Raw genomic sequence first — 18,927 nt, 5'->3', positions numbered from 1 at the left:
TGGTTTATAACAGGCAACACCTTAGTGTTCTGAATTTTATAAAATTAAAAATAAAGTTATTAACTACAACTGTAAATATTACAGTATTAAACCTGTTGTAAGTACATGGACACTATTAATACACCATTTGCCTACAACGTACAAAAATATCTATTATATCCGTGTACGATATAAAATAAGCGAAAGTTTTGATTAAAATTTACCATCCCAGGCTCTTCGGTCTGTGTTTTTTCTTGTTGAGAGTTTGGAATACACCTCGACACCAGCGGGATTATCAAGGTCAGCAGGTGACTCAATATCAGTTTCATAACAATCCTCATAACTATCAATACGCCACCTCACAAACCGTCCGTATGGATTTAAATAAGACCGCGTGTATTCATGTTCCCGCTTTTCCAGTTGTTCATAAGCATCCTCACTTGATTTTGCTTTAATAAGTACAAAGCGTTTTTCAATTTGCTGCTTCTTAGATAAAACTCCCTCTTCCTCAACAACAACAGTCATTTTTACACAAAAATACCTGTCGACTAATACCTTTTCTTTACCTAAGGGCTCTGCAAAATCTATCGATTGGATCCAGATGCCCGCAATATAGTTAAGTGCGGCAATATCTTTGAGCCGGCTATATTTTAGCTTCGCAATAACAGCTTGTGGCCTTTTTTTATGATCTGAAATTTCAAAACTTTCAAACAGATCAAGAGCGATAAGTTTTTTACAATTATCCCTGAAGCTTTTGTTTATTGCCTTAATACGTTCCTTAGGCTTAAGGTCGATATACAGATCCTCCTCCGGGTATTGGAGAACTATCTTGACTACGGCAAAGCGTTTATTATTGGAAACCTTTTTATCTAAAGCCCAATCTTTTAATGCGTGAATTTCTGCCATAAAATAACTGATTGAGTTCTATGGCAGCAGCCAAAACCGCCACCCGCTCCAGTATTCATCATACTGCGATCTAAAATCTTTTAGTTGCCGCGATAGTGGTAAACCGTACGAAACAGCAAAAGCATTATACATTGGCTCATCACTGAAATTAACAACACCTTTAGTTCTTAAATTATAAACTTTATATCCCGAATCAACCGACATGCAAAGATTATCGCCTTTTAAAAGATAGGTATCCACAAGGATTTGTTTACTTTTCCCTTTAGGCACAAAATAAGCAAACTGGTCGCTCTCCTCCATAGCTTCTCCATGCCCCAAAGGGATCCGGGATTCATCACCAAGACCATGATCGCCATAATAGGTAAAGGAAAACACCATTAATGATATACCGACAATTTTATAAACTGCAAATACACTGAGCCATTTAAAGTTGGTATACTTTTTCTGTGCTTTTAAAAACAGCATCCATAAAAACCAGATTACCGGGGTATAAAACAACCCAAGAATGGATGATTTAATTACAACAAACAATAAATGGAGCAGCGTAGTCATAAGGAGGTTTAATCTCTTTCAATTTGCATAAACATCCAGCGCTGCCCCTCCAGGTCGGCAGCACGATAGCGGGTGCCGGGGAAACCATATTCCAATTCACTTAATATCCTTGCACCTTTACTTTTAGCAGTTCTGTAATGCTGTTCAACATCATCGACGTACACCAAAACCCCGTTAATAATATATGGAACACTGCTCCATTTTGCGGCGATATTACAATTTTGAGCGTGATGTAATGGCCCCTGATAGTGAGGCGAGGGTTCGGCTAGCATAACCAGGCTTTCGCCCATTTTGAGCTCCCCATGAGCAAGGCGATCAGCCGCATCCGTCATCCGCATATTTTCAGTAAAACCAAAAACATCGCATAACCAGTTCATAGCCGCGATGCCATCTTCATAGGCAAGCATAGGGATTATTTGCTGGTTATTGTTCATCGGTTTACCTCTGGCTGTTGGCAGCACTAAAGGTAAACTATTGCGGCCTATTTATCAAAGCAGCTTATTTTTCTTCCAGTTGCTTTTTAAGTTTTGCTATTTCGTACTCGAGTTTAAGTACGTACTCATTTTGCGGGGCGAAGGCTTCCTTAATTTCATCAACGGTGTAGCGCGGCGTAATATGCTGCGGGCAATTCCAGTCGAACGCTTTTACATCGAAGATGAGCATTCTTTCGGGCGTATGTTTGTACTCAGCGGGATCAATAAGGTCAAATAGTTCAGGATTGTCGGCAAGCTCAACAATGCGGGCGTCAGCGTAGATCTTGAGCCTTGTTTTATGCGGATAATCCATCAAAAATAAAGACACCTGCGGATGTTCCATTACGTTACCAACCGAAATGTACTGCTTGTTTCCCCTGAAATCGACCACGCCAAGCGTATGGTTATCTATCACTTTAATAAAACCGGCCGGCCCTCCCCTGTGCTGAATATATGGATAGCCGTTTTCGCCTATACTGGCCATATAAAAGCTGTCGCGGCTTTCAATAAACATTTGTTCAGGTTCGGTAATGCCATCTTTATCAGCCATGAGGCTTTCCATACGGGCATAACTACTACGGCTGCCATATTTTTCCTGCAGCTTTTTAACACCATCAGTAAAAGCAAAACGTGCAAAGTTCATAATGTAAACAATTTTAAGATAAATACTTATGCCCGCCCTGCAGTGCAGGGCGGGCATAAGGGTGTAAACTATAATTATAAATCAGAAGTATTATTTTACCAGTTCAGGGATAGCAGGCCAGTCGACTGGTACCTCTGTTAAGGCGTATACGTAGTTGGTAATGGTTTTATCGCCAACAGCTACGGCAACATCAATCAGGTTAGCTTGTGTATAACCGGCAGCGTAAAAGTTTTCAACCAGTTGATGATCGGCATGGCCTTTATTTTCGGTAATTGATTTAGCTACCTTAACTAAAGCATCAATTTTTGCATCGAACGAAGCTGAACCACCACGGATCTCAACGATCTGGTCATCATTAAACCCATTCATTTTAGCAATGGCAGTGTGTGCGGCAGAACAATAAGCACAATCATTTACCTGGCTTACGATAAGGTTTACAGCTTCTTTTTCTTTAGCACGTAATGATGTTTTACCGTTTGAAAGGGTTATATAGTTAGCCAGCGCATGATCTGAAGTTGCAAAAACTGCAAACAGGTTTGGCACGCGGCCTACTACTTTTGTTAATGTATCAAATATAGCCTGATTTTCTGGAGTAACTTGTTCTCTTGTTGGAATTGCGAAAGTTTTCATTTTTGTAATGTTAATTTTTGTTGTTTTGAATTAACAATACAAAAGTGGCAACTTTAGCAGCCCTGCGGAATGGGCAAATTTCCCGGGTACTTGTAATTATTTCCCTTCGGCAACTAAAACCTTATTATTTCTGAAATCGGTTGGTGAAAATGAGGTGTGTTTTTTAAAAAAATTGCTAAAATAAGCCGCGTCATCAAAGCCCAATTCATAAGTAATTTCCTTAGCCGATTTATCGGTATAATACAATAGGCGCTTCGCCTCAATAATCAAACGCTCTTGTATCACCTGTAAAGGCGTCTTATGGTTATACAGGGCAAAAAGGTTGGAAAGCGTTTTAGGCGATTTATTTAACTGCTGCGCATAATAAGCCACGGTATGGTGTTCACGGTAATTATTCTCCACCAACAAATTAAACTTACGAATGGTACCAAATTTTTCATCGGCCAAAACTTCACGAGGCCCGCTGTGCGCCTTGGCAAGGCGCGTCACGATAATGATAAGCCGCTTCAACAGCATCCGGAGCATGTCTATCTGTATATTATCTGCTGTTTCAAATTCTTCAATGAAAATATCCAGCAGGCGCTGTAATTTAAACTGCATGGCTTCATCAAGGGTAACAAATACCTGGTCGGAGCTACCATAAAACAGGAAGCCTACGCAGCTTACTTCTTCGTCATGATCAACAATGCAATAAAAATCGCGGTTAAACTGCCAGGCTACTATATCTTCAGGCCGCTCAAAACGGAAAGATTGGTTAACCATTAGGGGCAGAACGGTGTTGGGCTGAAAATCATAATCCACCTCATCAATGGTTACAGTTTGCTTTTCGCCACGGTTCCAGGCTATGGTAAGGTATTTATGCTGACGATCGCGGGTAAAAAACATCCTGTCGAAATGTTTTTCATTGATAAGCAGCAGCAGATCGCCGCCTGTAGATTGTTCTGTAGCTGATAGTTTCATTTTGCGCAAACGCAAAGATATTTAAAAGTAATAATTAAGCGCTCACCACCATCGGTTTATCGCAGCCGGATGACCAATCGTGCTGAACATTGGTCATAAGTAACGCATTGTCAAACGTTACTGAACCCTTCGGAAAAATGCTTTCATCTTCAAAAAAGCTTGATTTAACAGCACTCACTTCGAGCGCCTGTACTTTCCAGTTATCGGTATATAACACTAACCCTTCATACTTATTGCCATTGGGTGAATATCCCGTTGCCCCGGCCTTAAAGAAATCAGAAGCTACATCAAGCGTCCCGAATATCGAACCCGGATTGAGTTCATCAGCAACTTTTGCATCCACACTAATCACCGTTCCGTCCGAACTGGTGAAAGCCACGTGATATTGGTCGTCGTGCTCATTAACGTCAAATTTGGCCTGGTGATGTCTGCCGGGGAATACCCTGCCACCTGCAATCGTATTAAATAAGGACGAGGTATCCCGTCGAGGTATATAAACTCCTTCTTTCAATTCCCCGTTTTCCTCCCATTGTACGGCTATTCGATGTGCGCCATTTTCCGAACCTACGCCTAAAAAAGCAGGCATACCTTTAGGGCGAACCTGCTTAAGCCTGATCAAACAGATCCCTGCTATAGCTTTGCCGTTAACAAGCTTGGGAGTAAAGGGCGGCGGCACTATTTTTTTTGCTATGTCCGCATCCGCGGTAAAGTTCACTAATATGCGCCTGTCAATTATGCCGGTAATTTTCGGAATCTTCATATGATAAATTTATAATGATTTTTCAGCGTTCGGATAACCCAGGACAAATTATACTGTCAAATTTGCTCCTCTTCTATTCACAGTACATTAACAACCGCTTAACATACTTCATCAAACATTCATTCAAAAAAAAGATATTGCATTCTAATTGCCTTCTAATATCAAAGGCGATTACCCTACTAATTTAAGAATGACTATTACCCAATTTCTCGACCGGCATCAGGATGCTGTGCAAGTTGCTTTATATGCTTTAATCATATGCTCATTATGGCTGATGGAAGTTGTTTTTTCATCAGGTATTTCGGTAAAAAAACGCTGGCAACATAACAAAACCAACCTCCTGTTCATTTTTACCGCTCTCCCTATCCAGCTATTACTTACTACCATTGTTTTAATCATAGTAGGCTGGACCAATACACATCATTGGGGATTGATCAATTACATACCCGGTCATCACAATAAGTGGGTTTATTACATCAGCCTTTTCATGCTGCTTGACCTTTGCGAATACGTTTATCACGTGGTAATGCACAAAATAGATCCCCTTTGGAAATTTCACCTCGTACATCACAGTGATCTTCACGTCGACGTTTCAACCACAGTACGTGAACATCCCGGCGAAACCTGTGTGCGCACCTGTTGCTTAATGCTTTGGGTATTTATTTGCGGCCCGGCAATTGGCGTTTTGGTATTGAGGCAAACTTTTCAATCATTATTTAATATCCTGGCCCATACCGAGTTCAGGTTACCACAACGTGTTAACAAAATTGTTGGCCTGATTTTTATAACCCCTAACCTGCACCATGTACACCATCATTATCAACTACCACATACCGACCGTAATTATGGTGATGTATTAAGCATCTGGGACAGGCTTTTCGGTACTTTTGGCGAACTTGAACAGGAAGATATCCGCTTTGGCATTGATACCCATATGGATAAAGAAAGAACCGGCAAGTTTGTGAACATTCTTAAAATACCATTTCAAAAGCTGGAACGGCCAAACGGGCATCAGAATTAACGTTTAACCGGGGCAATCGTTTAACCGGGGGCAATCGTTTACTCCCCATCCTCTCCAAAATCTTCCATTACACCAAAATATTCTTCCCATTCCGGGTCGTCAATAACCGTGATATTAATCGGGAGTTCATCAAATTCGGATAAAGCATCGTTTAACCTGTCGCCTGCTTCATCAATATCTGTGGTATACCAGGCCCACCAGCGTTCGTTTTCGCCGGTAAATACGAAGGCCAGTATGCTTTGATGATCATCTTCAAGCAGATCGACTAAAGCATCCTCTACCTGTTCCATCAGCAACATTTCATCAGCCGAAGGCAATAATGACGGATCAAATGATTCATAGTTCCAGGTTACATCCATCCGCTGCAGGTAAACACCGGTTTCAAAAAAGTTTGATAAATTGGGTCTGTAGCGGACCAGCAACGGAATATCATCGTCGGATACGGCTTCAACCGATACCCAGGTATCGTCTAAGATCATAGGTTGTATTTTAGGCTGAAGTTATAAAAAAAACCGGGGAAGAGATACTTGAAATCACTGCAGACTAACGATATTCTTTAAAAACCGTTACGAAGCTTCAAACGCTTCGTAACGATTGATATATTGACATGTTTATAGTTGATTTATTGCACCTCAAACTCCTTCTTAAGTTTAATGTCAACTGATGAACTACCTATCATAACTTCAAATTTACCGGGTTCTACAGTCCAATTCATATTTTTATCCAACAGGGCCAAATCATCAGGGTGCAAGGTAAACTGTACTGTTTTCTTCTCGCCGGGATTTAGTGTAATGCGATCAAAGCCACGCAGATCGTACTCGTAAGTAGTAACGCTGCTCACCTCATCCTTAAGGTAAAGCTGCACCACATCATCGCCTTTGCGCTGCCCGGTATTGGTTACATCAACGCTAACCTGTATAAGTCCCTGAGAATTGCCTTTTTCGGGCGATACCTGCAGGTTGCTGTACTCAAATGTGGTGTAGCTTAACCCGTAACCATAAGGGTACAAAGCTCCTTTCACACTTGTTTTACCCCAGCTGTTCTGTCCGCCCTGCTCTGCCTGTGACGATGGTTTAAAAGGGAAGTTATATTCCAGTTGACCTGTTGTTTTTGGGAAAGTGATCGGCAATCTTCCACCGGGATTATTATCGCCAAATAAGGTTTCGGCAATCACCTGCCCGCTTTGTACGCTCGGAAACCAGGCTTCCAGTATGGCCGGCACGTATTTATTTTCCCAGTTGATGGTAAGCGGCTGCCCGTTGATCATCACCATTACCACAGGTTTTCCGGTAGCCTGCAAAGCCTGGATCAACTTCAATTGCCTGCCCGGCAGGTTTAAACCCGTACGCGATAAACTTTCGCCAACACGGTCAACATCCTCGCCTACCACAGCAATCACAATATCCGATTGTTTAGCCTGTGCAACCGCCGAATCAATGCCCGCCTGCTCCTGGGCGGTTAGCGGGGTTTCAATAATTTCGCTCTCCGGCCAGGTAGCATCAATCATGTCACAGCCTTTAGCATAGCTTACTTTGGCATCGCTGCCTACGTAATTTTTAACGCCGTCAAACACTGTAATAACCGGGTTATGCGATGGACCATACCTGCTCACAGCATAGTTAGTTTCCTTAGCCAGCGGACCAGTTACCAGGATATTAGGATATTTCTTTTTATCCAACGGCAGCAGATTGCCTGCATTTTTCAGCAATACCATCGACTCGCGGTTCATTTTCAGGCTCATGGCTTTATCTGCATCGATGTGCACTATTTTATCGGCAGCTTTAGGATCTTTAACATAAGGGCTATCAAACAAACCTAACCTGAATTTCACTTTCAATACCTCGCCAACACGGGTATCAATGATCTTCATGGAGATGCGATTTTCTTTGATCAGCTCGCGCAAAGGCATAATAAAGGTTTGCGGCATAGTGAAATTTGTACGCACGTTAAGGCCAGCCTCAACAGCCTGCCTTACAGCTTCCTTGTAATCGGCAGCAACATGATGTTTTGAATAGAGAAACTCAACAGCCTCACTATCGCTTACCACATAGCCATTAAAGCCAAATTGCTGACGTAAAAGCTGCGTAAGGAAGTAATAGCTGCCAGTTATTGGTACGCCGTCCCAATCATTATAACTGCTCATTACCCCCATTGGATGCGCCTCCTGGATCACCCTGCGGAAGGGATACAAATATAGTTGGTGCATTTCGCGCGGAGCGACATGCGGATCGGTACGGGCACTGCCATCACGGCCTCCTTTAGGCACGCTGTACACAGCAAAGTGCTTAAGGGTTGACGCTACGCCGCCTTCCTGGATGCCCAGCACCATCTGCTTGCCCATTTCGGCAATGTGAAAAGGGTCTTCGCCATAACATTCAACCACACGGCCCCAGCGCTGGTCGCGGGCGGGGTCAAGTATGGGGGCGTAAACATTGGTATACCCCAGCGCTTTGGCTTCGCGGCCAACGGTTTTACCCGCCTGGTATACCAGTTCCTTATCAAAAGTACTACCTATGGATATTGGCGCGGGTAATGGCGTGGCCCTATCGTGGTTAAGGCCATGGATACCCTCGTTGGTAAAATCAACCGGGATCCCTAAACGTGTTTCTTCAACAAACCATTTTTGAATGGTGTTAATAGCAGCAGCGTGCTTGCTAAACGGATATGAATATTGTGTAGGCGCATCATCAGTATGCGAAGTAAGATTATTCAGTTCTTCATCAATATTGGCTATGCCATCTTTCCACACTTCATTTTTCCAGTTAGGGACGGGCATTTCGTCCTTTAACACACGCTTATAACCATAAAGGGTAGCCATTTGGCAGGTTTTCTCTTCAACGGTCATCTGACTTACCAGGTCGGCTACACGCTTATCAATCGGTTGTGACGGGTCTTCGAATACATCCATTTTACCGTTCTTGTTAAAATCTATCCAGCCTTTATGATAGATGTTATTTTGCTGTGCCGAGGCTGCCAGGCTAAAGCTAATGGATAAAGCAGATGCCACAAATACCCGCGGCAGATAATAGTTAATTCTCATGTGGTTATATTGGGTTGGAATTTCAAATATATAAACCTGTGTGGGCGCAGCCATGCCCGGAGCCGTATATTTTAACTATATCGTTTGAGTGAAGAGGTTTACACCTGTCACTTGCATAGTCACAACCTTTATATATTACATTTAACTCTTAAATGAGCTTAAAGTAACCTGTAGCCCTAATTTCACAGGCACTCATCCAGCCTGGCATTTGCGAACCTTCTAATTTTAACGCTAATCATTTATAGCATCTGCCGGAAAGGCCGCGAAAAGCTTTCATAGTATCGGCAGGAAAAAATTCTACGATTCAGATTTAACTATCAACTCCTGCACGATAAAAATGTTTTTAGCTTAATGATAAGGTTTTGTTAAATTTTACCGGCCGGCTAATACTTTAACGACGTCTTAAAAAAGCCGACAGCCAAACTGTCCATCTGTGAATGAATGGTATGCCTGTTAACTGAAGGATCATCGGTAAAGTATATCGGGGCTTCCTTTTTTATAGCGTCAATGGCCTCGCCAAGCATTACGTAATGGCCTACCTTACCGGGCAGCTCTTTGTATTTTGATTTACCGATTAGCTGATGATAATGCCTTGCATTGGTTTTAACCGGGGCTATGCTATCACTTTGTGAGCCTACAATACACAAGGCGCCTTTAATATCAGCTACCTGCTCTTTACGGGTAAAGCCAAAGCCTAAGGCAGGCGATATGGAAAAGAATGCTTTGATCCGGTTATCTTTTAGCGGGGGCACATGTTTGGAATCGGCGATCATGGAGCTATCGTCCAGTAATTTTACTAAGCCCGGAAATTCAGGGATCTCCAGCTCTTTGCGGCCTGTGGTTTTATAATAATTGCGGGCCTGTTCAAAATCGAGCTTTGCACCGGCAAGAGCGATCATGGTGTAGCCTCCAAATGAAAAACCGGTTGCCCCTATTTTTTGCTGATCGATAAGCGGGCCAACTTCGGGGTTATTCAGTAAGGATGTAAGGGCGAAGCTGATATCCAGCGGGCGTTCCCATGGCTTAACAAATTCAAGAGGAATTTTATGATCATACGTATTGCCGTAATGATCGACAGCAGCAACTATACAACCGCTGTTTGCTATGGCCTGGGCCAGCCACTCCAAAGTTAACCGGCCGCCGCCTGTACCATGAGAGAGCAGGATAAGCGGCAGTTTATTTGCCGAAAGCTTACCATTACGAACTGTTGGCTGTCGTAAAAAGGGCGAAAAGTGCTTATCAGCAGCCTTCAATGTATCACCAGTTGGATACCAGATTTCCGTTACCACCGGGCGGTTATTACGGCTTTCATCTTTAAAATTGAGGGTGCGTTCGCCTAAGTTTTGGGCAATCGCAAGATGGCCTGACAGCAAAATTATAATCATGGTGAAGGTTTGTTTCCACATAATGTTTAGCGTTTATATCACAAAACAAGACATTTAATGAGTCAAAAAGATTGACAATAGTCAATAAATCACTTTTTTGATTTAAGGCGACTCAGGGTCTCCTGCGAGATGCCAAGGTAATCAGCAACTATTTTATTGGGCAGTCTTTTAATGATTTCGGGCTGGGTTTGCATCAGGATATTATAACGGGCTTTTGAATCCATAGTGATAAGGCTTTCTATCCGCTGGATGGATGCGATATAATCAAGCTCGAGACCCGTACGGTACATAGTTTCAAAACCGGGAATCTCCTGAAGGAGCAGGTCGCGATCCGCATAGCTCAGCACCAATAGTTCGGACGACTCCGGACTTTGAATAGATGCAACAGAGGGTTCTTTCAGTATAAAACTCGGGAATGCGGTCCCCATGCGCCCTTCAAATATCAGGAACCGGGTTGATTCATTGCCGTCATTATCAGTTAAGAATACCCTAAGGCATCCTTTTACCACAAAATACAAATGTTTTGCGATGCTCCCCTTTTCAACCAGCACCTCGTTTCGTTTGGTAAAACGGGTTTTAAAACAATTAGCAATCAGCCGCTCATGTTCAGGCGAGAGGATTAATTTACCTTCAAGATGTTGTTTTAAAGCAGGATGCATAGCTGCAATTTATGCAGTTAGCATCGGGTTGACAAATTCCGGATTATTTTAAACTGTGAAGACTTATGAAGTTTTAGAAACTTCGTAAGTCTGGGTCTGCAACATATAAGGGATAAGCACAGTGTGCTGCTAAGTAAGCAGCTTATTATACAAGCTGTAATTTTCGTTATCGAAGCAGACAAATATCACTTTCTCAACTACCTCGTTATCTGCCAAAAAATCTCTAACCGTTTTAACAGCGATTGCCGCAGCCCTATCCTTGGGAAAATGATAAATACCAGTACTGATATTAGGAAAAGCTATGATATGCACGTCGTTTTCTGCCGCAAGCTTCAAACTATTTAAATAAGCGGATTGCAACAGTTCGTCCTCACCTCTTTTACCACTATTGTAAACGGGGCCAACCGTGTGGACCACGTATTTAGCCGGCAACTTACCGCCGGTTGTAATCACAGCCTGCCCGGTCTTGCAGCCGCCCTGCCGGGCTACTATCTTACGGCAATCTTCCAGGATCTCCGGCCCGCCGGCACGATGGATAGCACCGTCAACACCGCCGCCGCCCATGAGCGAGGTGTTTGCCGCGTTTACAATGGCATCAGCTTTAATTTTTGTGATATCGCCCTGTACCAGTTCAATAGTACCCATAACATTTTAGATTTACAGCTGATAACAAACAGGAAAGTGTTTTGCTTTTAGAAATACAGTTGTACCATTTTGCGCCAGTAACGGGCGCGGTGTGCTTCCTCATGCCAGATATACAGGCTGTTTTGGATACCTTTGCTGGCCAGTACGGTGCTTAGGTATTTATTATCTTCCAAAAATGCATCCTCCTCGCCCACCGCCAGGATAATTTGAAGGCGTTTGATCTGGTCAATAATTTCGGGGCTATGCAGGTTATTTAAAAACTGGTTGGGCATGTTGAAATACACATTCTCATCGCGGTAGCCATCTAACAGGTCGCGGAAATTGCCCATAGCCTGTGTAATGTCATAACGGCCGCTCATACCCACTACCTTCACAAATACCGACGGATGTTTAAATGCAATATTAACCGCATGATAAGCCCCCATGCTGCAACCCGCCGAAATAATTGAACCGGCGGCATTAAGTGTTTTCATCAACGGCACCACCTCCTGCAAAATATACTGTTCATAATGCAGGTGCCTTTCCATGCGATGGTAAGGATGACTGAACTCATTATAAAAGCTTTCCCGGTCGATGCTATCCACACAGTAGACCTGCAGGTGACCCGCCTCAATTTTACTGCGTAAGGCTTCAATTACTTTCCAGTCTTCATAGTCATAAAACCGGGCTGTACGGGTGGGAAAAAATAAGACAGAGGCGCCCGCATGGCCAAAAACCAGCAATTCCATATTACGCTGAAGCGACGGACTGAACCACTTGTGGTACTCTCTTTTCATCTTTTAAACCGCTGAAAGATGACAAATGCGTGTAAACCCTATATTAAGCTAATTTGATACTTTGCGGCATTCGCTGTAAAACTGCGTTTTTCCACAAAGCGTAACCGGCGCTGCTCAAGTGCAAACCATCTTTATCATAATATTCACGTATTGGTTTACCAGAAGCATCTATCATCTGATTAAATATATTGATGAACTGCCAGTTTTTATGGCGGTGTATTATCTCGTTTTCAATTAAGCTATTGGTGTACCTGTACTTTTCAACAATAGGCCAGCGGGCAAGGCTTGGCTTAAGCGATATATAATAGCAGGGAATATTACCAAAAAGCCGCTCAACCTCAACAGTGAGCTGCTTAAAAAATATAAAAACTTCCTCGGGATTGCGGCCATCGCCGAGATCATTATCGCCCGCATAAACTACAATGGATTCTGGATTATAGGAATGCATTATACGTTCAAAAAACCATACGCAAGCAGCCAGTGTAGAACCGCCAAAGCCAAGGTTAACAGGTTGCATGTCATCAAAATCAGCATCAAGCGTATTCCACAAACGAATGGATGAGCTTCCATAAAAAATTACCCGCGGCACATAATCAAGCTTGGTTCGCTTAATTTCCAGCTGCTTCACATCCTCTTCGTACCAGATCATATTCTTTTATAGTAGGGCCGTATTAATTTAAGCGCTAAAGATAATACAATAGCCCCAACTTAATATAACGATGATAAAACAATGGTATTAAAAATGTAAAAATGACTATTATTCTGCCGCTTCTTCACCTTTGGTGCCCAGCTCAACAATATCACCCTCTTTAAAAAGAATAGCCTGCAGCGTAGTACGCCATACCGGTTTTTTGCGCAGCAAAAACTCCAGGTCCATACCAAAGTGCTTAAATTCCTCTTGCTGTGCGTTTTGCATAATGGCCTTGGCCTGGTTATCTTTTTCGACAGAAATCCGCTGTTCGTACCAGTTTATAGCCTCAGCCTCTTCGGTTAATGAAACTATCATTCGGGCAAAGGTGCGGGTTTCGTCGGATAGTTCATTTGCCGGCTCGTGATATTGATCAAATGACATAATACTTTTTTTAAGGAGATAAGTATTATGTAAACGCTTTTGTTTTAAGGTGTAAGTATTTAGAATGGTTATTAACCCACGTGTTTCCTGATTTTGATATTAACCAGTTTGGATGTGGGCGTATTACTTTGTTCGGCAACGCTGTTGATAGGGACCAGCACATTGGCTTCGGGGTAATAGGTAGCTGTATTCCCTTCGGGAATGTTGTAGGGTACAACTACAAACAACCTCGCTACCCGCTCAACACCATCATCATAATTAAACAGATCAACTTTTTCCTCCGCTCTAAAACCGGCATTTTTCATGTCGTTTTCGTTCATCAAAATTACCCGGCGCTCATTGTGAATGCCCCGGTAGCGGTCGTCAAGGCCATATATGGTGGTGTTAAACTGATCATGGCTGCGGATAGTGGCCATATGGTATTCGTCGGCAGCCAGTTCATGCTTCGGCAACGGGGCGATATTGAAAGGCACAACAGCTCCATTTTTTTCGGTGATAAACTTACCCTCCCGCGCAGCATTGGGCAGGTAAAAACCACCTGGCAAACGTACCTTTTGGTTATAATCCTCACAGCCCGGAATAACCTTGGCTATCGCGTCGCGCACTGCATCATAGCTTTGTGAGTACTTATCCCAGTCGACAAAGGCGCGATTACCTAATGTGGCTTTAGCGAGATTACAAATGATCTGGTTCTCGTTCATCAGATGTTCAGATACCGGCTTCAGCATCCCTTTTGACATCTGGACAACCCCCATAGAGTTTTCGCAGCTTATAAACTGCTCCTCGCCATTTACAACGTCTTTATCACTTCGTGATAGTGTTGGCAGGATCAAAGCTTCCTCACCATGAACCAGATGACTGCGGTTTAATTTGGTTGATACATGTACCGACAGCTTAAGTTTACGCATGGCCTGTGCCGTAAACAGGGTATCCGGTGTAGCCGAAAGGAAATTGCCGCCCATGGCAAAAAACACTTTAAGTTTGTCCTCGTCCATAGCTTTAATAGATTCAACAACATCATAGCCATGCCCCCGCGGCGGTTCAAAACCAAAAACTTCCCTGAGTTTATCCAACTGCTTCGGTTTTGGCTTATCCCAAATCATCATGGTACGGTTACCCTGCACATTGCTATGGCCACGCACGGGACACAAACCTGCACCAGGTTTGCCAATAGCGCCTTTAAGCATGGCCAGGTTCACAATTTCTTTTACGGTATCCACTCCGTTTTTATGCTGGGTGATGCCCATAGCCCAGCAAATGATGATGCGGCTTTTATTTTTAATCAGATCAACCGCCTGCTCAATTTCATTCACTGTTAAACCGGCGGCTTTAGCCAGGTCATCAATCTTGTATTGGTTCAGGCTGTCTAAAAAGGCAACGTAACCAGTAGTGTTCTTTTTAATAAATTCATGATCGAAGACACTGCCGGAATTTTCCCGCTCGGCTTCATATAGCAGTTTTTCCATGGCTTTTAGCAAAGCCATATCACCGTTTATTTTTACCTGCAGGTACAGATCGGCTAATTGCGTTTTGATACCTAAAATGCCTTTTACCGTTTGTGGGTTTTTAAAACCCATTAAACCAGCCTCGTGCAAGGGGTTTACCGCAATGATCTTTGAGCCTTTCTGCTTGGCCTTTTCAAGCGCGCTAAGCATCCGGGGATGATTGGTACCAGGGTTTTGCCCCATGATAATGATTACATCGGTATCGTAAAAATCATTAAGGGTGACTGTCCCCTTGCCAATGCCAATGGTATCTGCAAGGCCAACGCCAGTACTTTCATGGCACATATTGGAGCAATCGGGCATGTTATTGGTACCAAACTCGCGCACAAATAGCTGGTACGTAAATGAAGCCTCGTTACTGGTACGGCCGGATGTATAAAATGCAGCTTCATCAGGCGATGCCAAAGCGTTGAGCTCATCTGCTATCTTTTTAAAAGCAAAATCCCAGCTTACCGGTGTGTAATGTGTAGCTCCTTTGGCCAGATATACTGGTTGGGCTATGCGTCCCTTCTTCCCTATCTCATAATCGTTAAGTTTGGCAAGATCCGCTACCGAATTTTCAGCAAAAAAATCACCAGTGAGCTTTTTGGTAGTAGCTTCTTCGGCAAGCGCTTTGGCTCCATTTTCACAATATTCGGCGATGGGAGAACGGTCGTCATCCGGGTCGGGCCAGGCACAGCCAGAGCAATCAAAGCCGCTCTTTTTGTTCATATGAAACAAACCCTCCATACCTCTTGCCAAACCAGTTTCCTTTAATATATCAACCATAGCCACTGTTACAGCAGGGATACCCGCCGCCCAGTCTTTTGGATGTGTTATTTTCAGGTCGAGCAATTCCTCAGGATTCTCTGCTGCCGGTCCTTTTTCTGCTTGCTTGCTCATGGCTTTTTAGCTGCTAAAGGATTAGGATAATTATCGCTCTGATCTTCGGCGACTTCATCCAAACACGTAAAATCTTTTTCAACCAGTAAATTCAAACTGCCGTGTTTACCTTCATAACCTACCTTATCGTCGTCGGCAAAGCCGGTGGCCACAGCTTTTGGCACATATAGTGTTATGGCATTCTCCTTATAGGTTGCCGAAAGATGCTCATCATCAACCAGTCTCAAAGCATAAATAAGCTGCTGACTGCCAAAATCGACGGTTTCCTGAACATAACCTTCTTCGGCCAGTTTGGCTACATCGGTTTTAGTGAGCCTGTATCTTAGTGAATTACCTTTTATCCTTATTTTCATTGGTATCAATCAGTTTACGCCGATGGCGCCGTTAGTACGGCCTCATCGGGGACCATTAACCGGTGCGCGCCCGCGTAAATATTAAAGCGCTCATCGCGTAAAAAGCCAATTAGTGTAATATTAAATTCGTTAGCCAGTTCTATAGCCAGGCTTGACGGTGCACCTACTGCCGCAATAATACTGATGCCGGCCATCGCGGCCTTTTGAATAAGCTCAAAACTTGCCCTGCCGCTAAGTAACAATACTGTTTGCTGCAACGGCAACCAGTTATACATCATAGCAGCACCTATCAGCTTATCTAAAGCATTATGCCTGCCTACGTCTTCCCTCAATAATAACAACTCACCTAAAGGAGTAAACAAAGCCGATGCATGCAAACCACCCGTATCATCAAATACACGCTGGTGCCCGCGCAAAATCTTCGGCAACTGATTAAGTACCAAACTGTGGATCACATTGCCATCATCTGACCCGGCGGCAAAATTGCTTACCGTGCGAATAGCGTCGATAGAACCCTTGCCACACACACCGCAACTGCTGGTGGTATAAAAATTACGTTCAGTATTTTGAAGATGTGGTATCACACCTTGTTCAAGTGTTACCAGCATGGTATTCTCCTTGTTTTCGGCACAGGCGATAAAGCTGTGTTTTGCCGACTTTATCTCATCTGCATTTTTAATAATGCCTTCGGTAAAAAGGAAACCGGTTGCCAGTTCGGCATCATGCCCGGGGGTACGCATAGTTACAGAGATATTACGTAGCTCCCTGCCATCTGCAGGGCCATATTCCAGTTTAATTTCAAGTGGTTCTTCAATGGCTACGCTATCCTCCTCCCGTGCGCTTCGGTTAGCGTTAACTTTTACAACCGGGATATGAATAACTGATGGAGAAGACATATTCAAAGATACAATTTATGGAATAGTTTGTTTATGCAAGTTTATATGCAGAAGGCCAGCTTAAGTCCCTTCGTTTGAATTGTTTTTGAGGCAAGCGTCTGCAAAACAGCCGTTAACTTAGGCTGGCAAGGAGTTAACAGGGTTAACAGAAATTCGAACTATTTTACATTACTTAGTTGACAACCAATTAATTACATAAAAAACAGTATTAACACATGTAAACCCCGGCAAGGTTAATCCTCCACACTTATTTTTTTGTTTAGGTTAAAGCGCCGACGCCTGAACCCGCATAGTGAACTTACATATGTTGATTTGTTAAATTTAAACCTGTTGCTCGTTTTGTAAGCTAATTTGAATATTTTTGAGATATGAAGATCAACATACTGGCTTTTGGAGTGGCTAAGGAGATATTTGGAAGCAGCGAAGTTAGCCTGGAAATGACCAACGATGCTACTATCTCCAATTTAAAATATCTGCTTGAGCAACAATATCCGCGTTTAAAACAGCTATCATCATACATGCTGGCTGTTAACAACGAATATGCCCTGCCCGGTGATACCATTCACGAACGTGACGAAATTGCGATTATTCCGCCGGTAAGCGGGGGATAGATCAGTTTGCAGTTTTTAAGTAGCAGTGGCAGTAAACTTTTTTAGCGGCAGTTTGCAGTAGTATTTAATAACTGATCCTTAATTTCATTAATATTAAACAATCAATTTAATATAGCAATGGCCATCAGAAGCGCTACGCTTGCCGATCATACTGCAATATCAAACCTGCTAACGCAATTGGGCTATCCTGGCACTGAAGATTTTTTGCCGGAAAACCTTGAAAAGATGTTGCGACAATCTTCTTCGCAGGTTTTGGTCTATGAAAGTGAAGGTGCGGTTGCAGGTTTTATCGCCATTGATTTTTTAACACAGCTGGTAGTTAAAGGTGATTTTATTCGCATCAGTTGTTTTTCTGTTGATGAAAACACCCGGGGCAAAGGTATTGGCAAGTCGCTTGAGGATTATATTACCGAACTTGGCAAAGAATGTAATGCCGACAGAATAGAGGTACACTGCCATACACGCAGGACTGATGCCCACCGGTTTTATTACAGGCAGGGTTATACCGAATCGCCCAAATACCTCATGAAATCATTGGTAGATAAAATATAGATTTGCATTGCTATGAATACACAGATCCTCTTATCGGCCCAAACACTGGATATTCAATCGTGTATTGATTGGATCATGTCACCCGAATCCGGGGGGATAGACGTGTTTATTGGTACCGTTCGTAATGCAACCAAAGGGAAAAAAGTTTTAAGGCTCGATTTTGAAGCTTATGAGCCCATGGCTATCAGCGAGATGAACAAAATTGCCGCCCAGGCCTTTGAACGCTGGCCCATTCAAAAAATACTGATCCACCACCGTACCGGATTGCTGCAGGTTGGCGAGGTGCCGGTTGTTATTGCAGTTTCAGCAGCGCACCGTGATGCTGCCTTTGACGCATGCAGGTATATTATCGATACACTTAAACAAACCGTCCCTATTTGGAAAAAAGAAAGCTTTGAGGACGGCGATGTTTGGGTGGCAGCACATCCTTAGGATTTCGGATTTGGGATGTTCGATTTTGGATTTTTCATTTAAAAAAAACTGTGTGCCGTTGTTGGTGTTGTCACCAACAACTTTACGCCATGCAATTGCCAATATTTATGATCTTAGCCGATGATTGTTGGTGACAACACCAACAACAGCACGGTGACAACACCGCCAACATCACAATAAAAAAATCCGAAATCG

The 18,927-nt window shown here is 43.1% G+C and carries 22 protein-coding genes; 4 read left to right on the top strand and 18 right to left on the bottom strand.

Annotated features, from left to right (window positions below):
- Positions 1-192 precede the first annotated feature (192 nt).
- The 7 genes from BLS28_RS00540 to BLS28_RS00510 all read right to left on the bottom strand — a co-directional run bounded on the left by BLS28_RS00540 (position 193) and on the right by BLS28_RS00510 (position 4,903).
- A complete protein-coding gene (locus BLS28_RS00540) occupies positions 193-885 on the bottom strand; it encodes a DUF4288 domain-containing protein (RefSeq protein WP_091162241.1) in 693 nt (230 codons plus the stop codon).
- Between the two features lie 18 nt (positions 886-903).
- The gene (locus tag BLS28_RS00535) at positions 904-1,437 is read right to left on the bottom strand and encodes a hypothetical protein (protein ID WP_091162239.1); all 534 of its coding nucleotides are present in this window, start codon (positions 1,435-1,437) and stop codon (positions 904-906) included.
- An 8-nt stretch (positions 1,438-1,445) separates the two neighbouring features.
- The gene (locus BLS28_RS00530) at positions 1,446-1,871 is read right to left on the bottom strand and encodes a VOC family protein (protein ID WP_091162237.1); all 426 of its coding nucleotides are present in this window, start codon (positions 1,869-1,871) and stop codon (positions 1,446-1,448) included.
- A 64-nt stretch (positions 1,872-1,935) separates the two neighbouring features.
- Complete coding sequence (locus tag BLS28_RS00525) at positions 1,936-2,553, bottom strand: pyridoxamine 5'-phosphate oxidase family protein (RefSeq protein ID WP_091162904.1); 618 nt, start codon at positions 2,551-2,553, stop codon at positions 1,936-1,938.
- A gap of 90 nt (positions 2,554-2,643) precedes the next feature.
- A complete protein-coding gene (locus tag BLS28_RS00520; RefSeq protein WP_091162235.1) occupies positions 2,644-3,183 on the bottom strand; it encodes a carboxymuconolactone decarboxylase family protein in 540 nt (179 codons plus the stop codon).
- 96 nt (positions 3,184-3,279) lie between these two features.
- Positions 3,280-4,143 (bottom strand): helix-turn-helix domain-containing protein, encoded by an 864-nt coding sequence (locus BLS28_RS00515; protein WP_091162233.1) that lies wholly within the window; start codon positions 4,141-4,143, stop codon positions 3,280-3,282.
- A gap of 34 nt (positions 4,144-4,177) precedes the next feature.
- Positions 4,178-4,903: a DUF2071 domain-containing protein gene (locus tag BLS28_RS00510; protein ID WP_091162231.1), complete on the bottom strand. Its 726-nt coding sequence runs from the start codon at positions 4,901-4,903 to the stop codon at positions 4,178-4,180.
- 190 nt (positions 4,904-5,093) lie between these two features.
- Between BLS28_RS00510 and BLS28_RS00505 the strand changes: the two genes are divergently transcribed.
- The gene (locus tag BLS28_RS00505; protein WP_091162229.1) at positions 5,094-5,924 is read left to right on the top strand and encodes a sterol desaturase family protein; all 831 of its coding nucleotides are present in this window, start codon (positions 5,094-5,096) and stop codon (positions 5,922-5,924) included.
- 38 nt (positions 5,925-5,962) lie between these two features.
- Here BLS28_RS00505 and BLS28_RS00500 read toward each other — a convergent pair whose 3' ends face one another.
- The 11 genes from BLS28_RS00500 to fdhD all read right to left on the bottom strand — a co-directional run bounded on the left by BLS28_RS00500 (position 5,963) and on the right by fdhD (position 17,137).
- Entirely contained in the window at positions 5,963-6,403 is a 441-nt protein-coding gene (locus BLS28_RS00500; RefSeq protein ID WP_091162227.1) for a DUF695 domain-containing protein, read from the bottom strand.
- Between the two features lie 143 nt (positions 6,404-6,546).
- Complete coding sequence (locus BLS28_RS00495) at positions 6,547-8,964, bottom strand: glycoside hydrolase family 3 N-terminal domain-containing protein (protein WP_091162225.1); 2,418 nt, start codon at positions 8,962-8,964, stop codon at positions 6,547-6,549.
- A 383-nt stretch (positions 8,965-9,347) separates the two neighbouring features.
- Entirely contained in the window at positions 9,348-10,370 is a 1,023-nt protein-coding gene (locus tag BLS28_RS00490; RefSeq protein ID WP_091162223.1) for an alpha/beta hydrolase family protein, read from the bottom strand.
- A gap of 68 nt (positions 10,371-10,438) precedes the next feature.
- A complete protein-coding gene (locus tag BLS28_RS00485) occupies positions 10,439-11,008 on the bottom strand; it encodes a Crp/Fnr family transcriptional regulator (protein ID WP_091162221.1) in 570 nt (189 codons plus the stop codon).
- A 129-nt stretch (positions 11,009-11,137) separates the two neighbouring features.
- Positions 11,138-11,653, bottom strand: a complete 516-nt coding sequence (locus tag BLS28_RS00480) for an O-acetyl-ADP-ribose deacetylase (RefSeq protein ID WP_091162219.1) — start codon at positions 11,651-11,653, stop codon at positions 11,138-11,140.
- A 47-nt stretch (positions 11,654-11,700) separates the two neighbouring features.
- Positions 11,701-12,429 carry an esterase family protein gene (locus tag BLS28_RS00475; RefSeq protein WP_091162216.1) on the bottom strand — a complete coding sequence of 243 codons (729 nt, stop codon included), beginning with the start codon at positions 12,427-12,429 and terminating at the stop codon, positions 11,701-11,703.
- 43 nt (positions 12,430-12,472) lie between these two features.
- Complete coding sequence (locus BLS28_RS00470; protein WP_091162214.1) at positions 12,473-13,078, bottom strand: GDSL-type esterase/lipase family protein; 606 nt, start codon at positions 13,076-13,078, stop codon at positions 12,473-12,475.
- 108 nt (positions 13,079-13,186) lie between these two features.
- Complete coding sequence (locus tag BLS28_RS00465; RefSeq protein WP_091162212.1) at positions 13,187-13,501, bottom strand: ferritin family protein; 315 nt, start codon at positions 13,499-13,501, stop codon at positions 13,187-13,189.
- A 71-nt stretch (positions 13,502-13,572) separates the two neighbouring features.
- A complete protein-coding gene (locus BLS28_RS00460; protein WP_091162210.1) occupies positions 13,573-15,888 on the bottom strand; it encodes an FdhF/YdeP family oxidoreductase in 2,316 nt (771 codons plus the stop codon).
- Positions 15,885-16,241, bottom strand: coding sequence for a DUF7009 family protein (locus tag BLS28_RS00455; protein ID WP_091162208.1), 357 nt, complete (start codon positions 16,239-16,241; stop codon positions 15,885-15,887). Before BLS28_RS00455 ends, BLS28_RS00460 begins: the two co-directional genes overlap by 4 nt.
- 14 nt (positions 16,242-16,255) lie before the next feature.
- Complete coding sequence (gene fdhD, locus BLS28_RS00450; RefSeq protein WP_091162205.1) at positions 16,256-17,137, bottom strand: formate dehydrogenase accessory sulfurtransferase FdhD; 882 nt, start codon at positions 17,135-17,137, stop codon at positions 16,256-16,258.
- A gap of 368 nt (positions 17,138-17,505) precedes the next feature.
- Here fdhD and BLS28_RS00445 point away from each other — a divergent pair, with 368 nt between their 5' ends.
- The 3 genes from BLS28_RS00445 to BLS28_RS00435 all read left to right on the top strand — a co-directional run bounded on the left by BLS28_RS00445 (position 17,506) and on the right by BLS28_RS00435 (position 18,732).
- Positions 17,506-17,748, top strand: coding sequence for a MoaD/ThiS family protein (locus BLS28_RS00445; protein WP_090526447.1), 243 nt, complete (start codon positions 17,506-17,508; stop codon positions 17,746-17,748).
- A gap of 117 nt (positions 17,749-17,865) precedes the next feature.
- The gene (locus BLS28_RS00440; protein WP_091162203.1) at positions 17,866-18,300 is read left to right on the top strand and encodes a GNAT family N-acetyltransferase; all 435 of its coding nucleotides are present in this window, start codon (positions 17,866-17,868) and stop codon (positions 18,298-18,300) included.
- Positions 18,301-18,312: 12 nt separating this feature from the next.
- On the top strand, positions 18,313-18,732 hold the full coding sequence (locus BLS28_RS00435; protein ID WP_091162201.1) for a molybdenum cofactor biosynthesis protein MoaE: 420 nt from the start codon (positions 18,313-18,315) through the stop codon (positions 18,730-18,732).
- Positions 18,733-18,927 lie beyond the last annotated feature (195 nt).

It is taken from the genome of Mucilaginibacter gossypii, assembly GCF_900100945.1.
Lineage (GTDB): Bacteria > Bacteroidota > Bacteroidia > Sphingobacteriales > Sphingobacteriaceae > Mucilaginibacter > Mucilaginibacter gossypii.
This window is presented reverse-complemented; position numbering and strand designations above follow the sequence as displayed.

Coding starts and splice junctions, on each gene's coding strand:
- BLS28_RS00540 (WP_091162241.1), bottom strand. CDS start 885: ATGGCAGAAATTCACGCATTAAAAGATTGGGCTTTAGATAAAAAGGTT.
- BLS28_RS00535 (WP_091162239.1), bottom strand. CDS start 1,437: ATGACTACGCTGCTCCATTTATTGTTTGTTGTAATTAAATCATCCATT.
- BLS28_RS00530 (WP_091162237.1), bottom strand. CDS start 1,871: ATGAACAATAACCAGCAAATAATCCCTATGCTTGCCTATGAAGATGGC.
- BLS28_RS00525 (WP_091162904.1), bottom strand. CDS start 2,553: ATGAACTTTGCACGTTTTGCTTTTACTGATGGTGTTAAAAAGCTGCAG.
- BLS28_RS00520 (WP_091162235.1), bottom strand. CDS start 3,183: ATGAAAACTTTCGCAATTCCAACAAGAGAACAAGTTACTCCAGAAAAT.
- BLS28_RS00515 (WP_091162233.1), bottom strand. CDS start 4,143: ATGAAACTATCAGCTACAGAACAATCTACAGGCGGCGATCTGCTGCTG.
- BLS28_RS00510 (WP_091162231.1), bottom strand. CDS start 4,903: ATGAAGATTCCGAAAATTACCGGCATAATTGACAGGCGCATATTAGTG.
- BLS28_RS00505 (WP_091162229.1), top strand. CDS start 5,094: ATGACTATTACCCAATTTCTCGACCGGCATCAGGATGCTGTGCAAGTT.
- BLS28_RS00500 (WP_091162227.1), bottom strand. CDS start 6,403: ATGATCTTAGACGATACCTGGGTATCGGTTGAAGCCGTATCCGACGAT.
- BLS28_RS00495 (WP_091162225.1), bottom strand. CDS start 8,964: ATGAGAATTAACTATTATCTGCCGCGGGTATTTGTGGCATCTGCTTTA.
- BLS28_RS00490 (WP_091162223.1), bottom strand. CDS start 10,370: ATGTGGAAACAAACCTTCACCATGATTATAATTTTGCTGTCAGGCCAT.
- BLS28_RS00485 (WP_091162221.1), bottom strand. CDS start 11,008: ATGCATCCTGCTTTAAAACAACATCTTGAAGGTAAATTAATCCTCTCG.
- BLS28_RS00480 (WP_091162219.1), bottom strand. CDS start 11,653: ATGGGTACTATTGAACTGGTACAGGGCGATATCACAAAAATTAAAGCT.
- BLS28_RS00475 (WP_091162216.1), bottom strand. CDS start 12,429: ATGAAAAGAGAGTACCACAAGTGGTTCAGTCCGTCGCTTCAGCGTAAT.
- BLS28_RS00470 (WP_091162214.1), bottom strand. CDS start 13,078: ATGATCTGGTACGAAGAGGATGTGAAGCAGCTGGAAATTAAGCGAACC.
- BLS28_RS00465 (WP_091162212.1), bottom strand. CDS start 13,501: ATGTCATTTGATCAATATCACGAGCCGGCAAATGAACTATCCGACGAA.
- BLS28_RS00460 (WP_091162210.1), bottom strand. CDS start 15,888: ATGAGCAAGCAAGCAGAAAAAGGACCGGCAGCAGAGAATCCTGAGGAA.
- BLS28_RS00455 (WP_091162208.1), bottom strand. CDS start 16,241: ATGAAAATAAGGATAAAAGGTAATTCACTAAGATACAGGCTCACTAAA.
- fdhD (WP_091162205.1), bottom strand. CDS start 17,137: ATGTCTTCTCCATCAGTTATTCATATCCCGGTTGTAAAAGTTAACGCT.
- BLS28_RS00445 (WP_090526447.1), top strand. CDS start 17,506: ATGAAGATCAACATACTGGCTTTTGGAGTGGCTAAGGAGATATTTGGA.
- BLS28_RS00440 (WP_091162203.1), top strand. CDS start 17,866: ATGGCCATCAGAAGCGCTACGCTTGCCGATCATACTGCAATATCAAAC.
- BLS28_RS00435 (WP_091162201.1), top strand. CDS start 18,313: ATGAATACACAGATCCTCTTATCGGCCCAAACACTGGATATTCAATCG.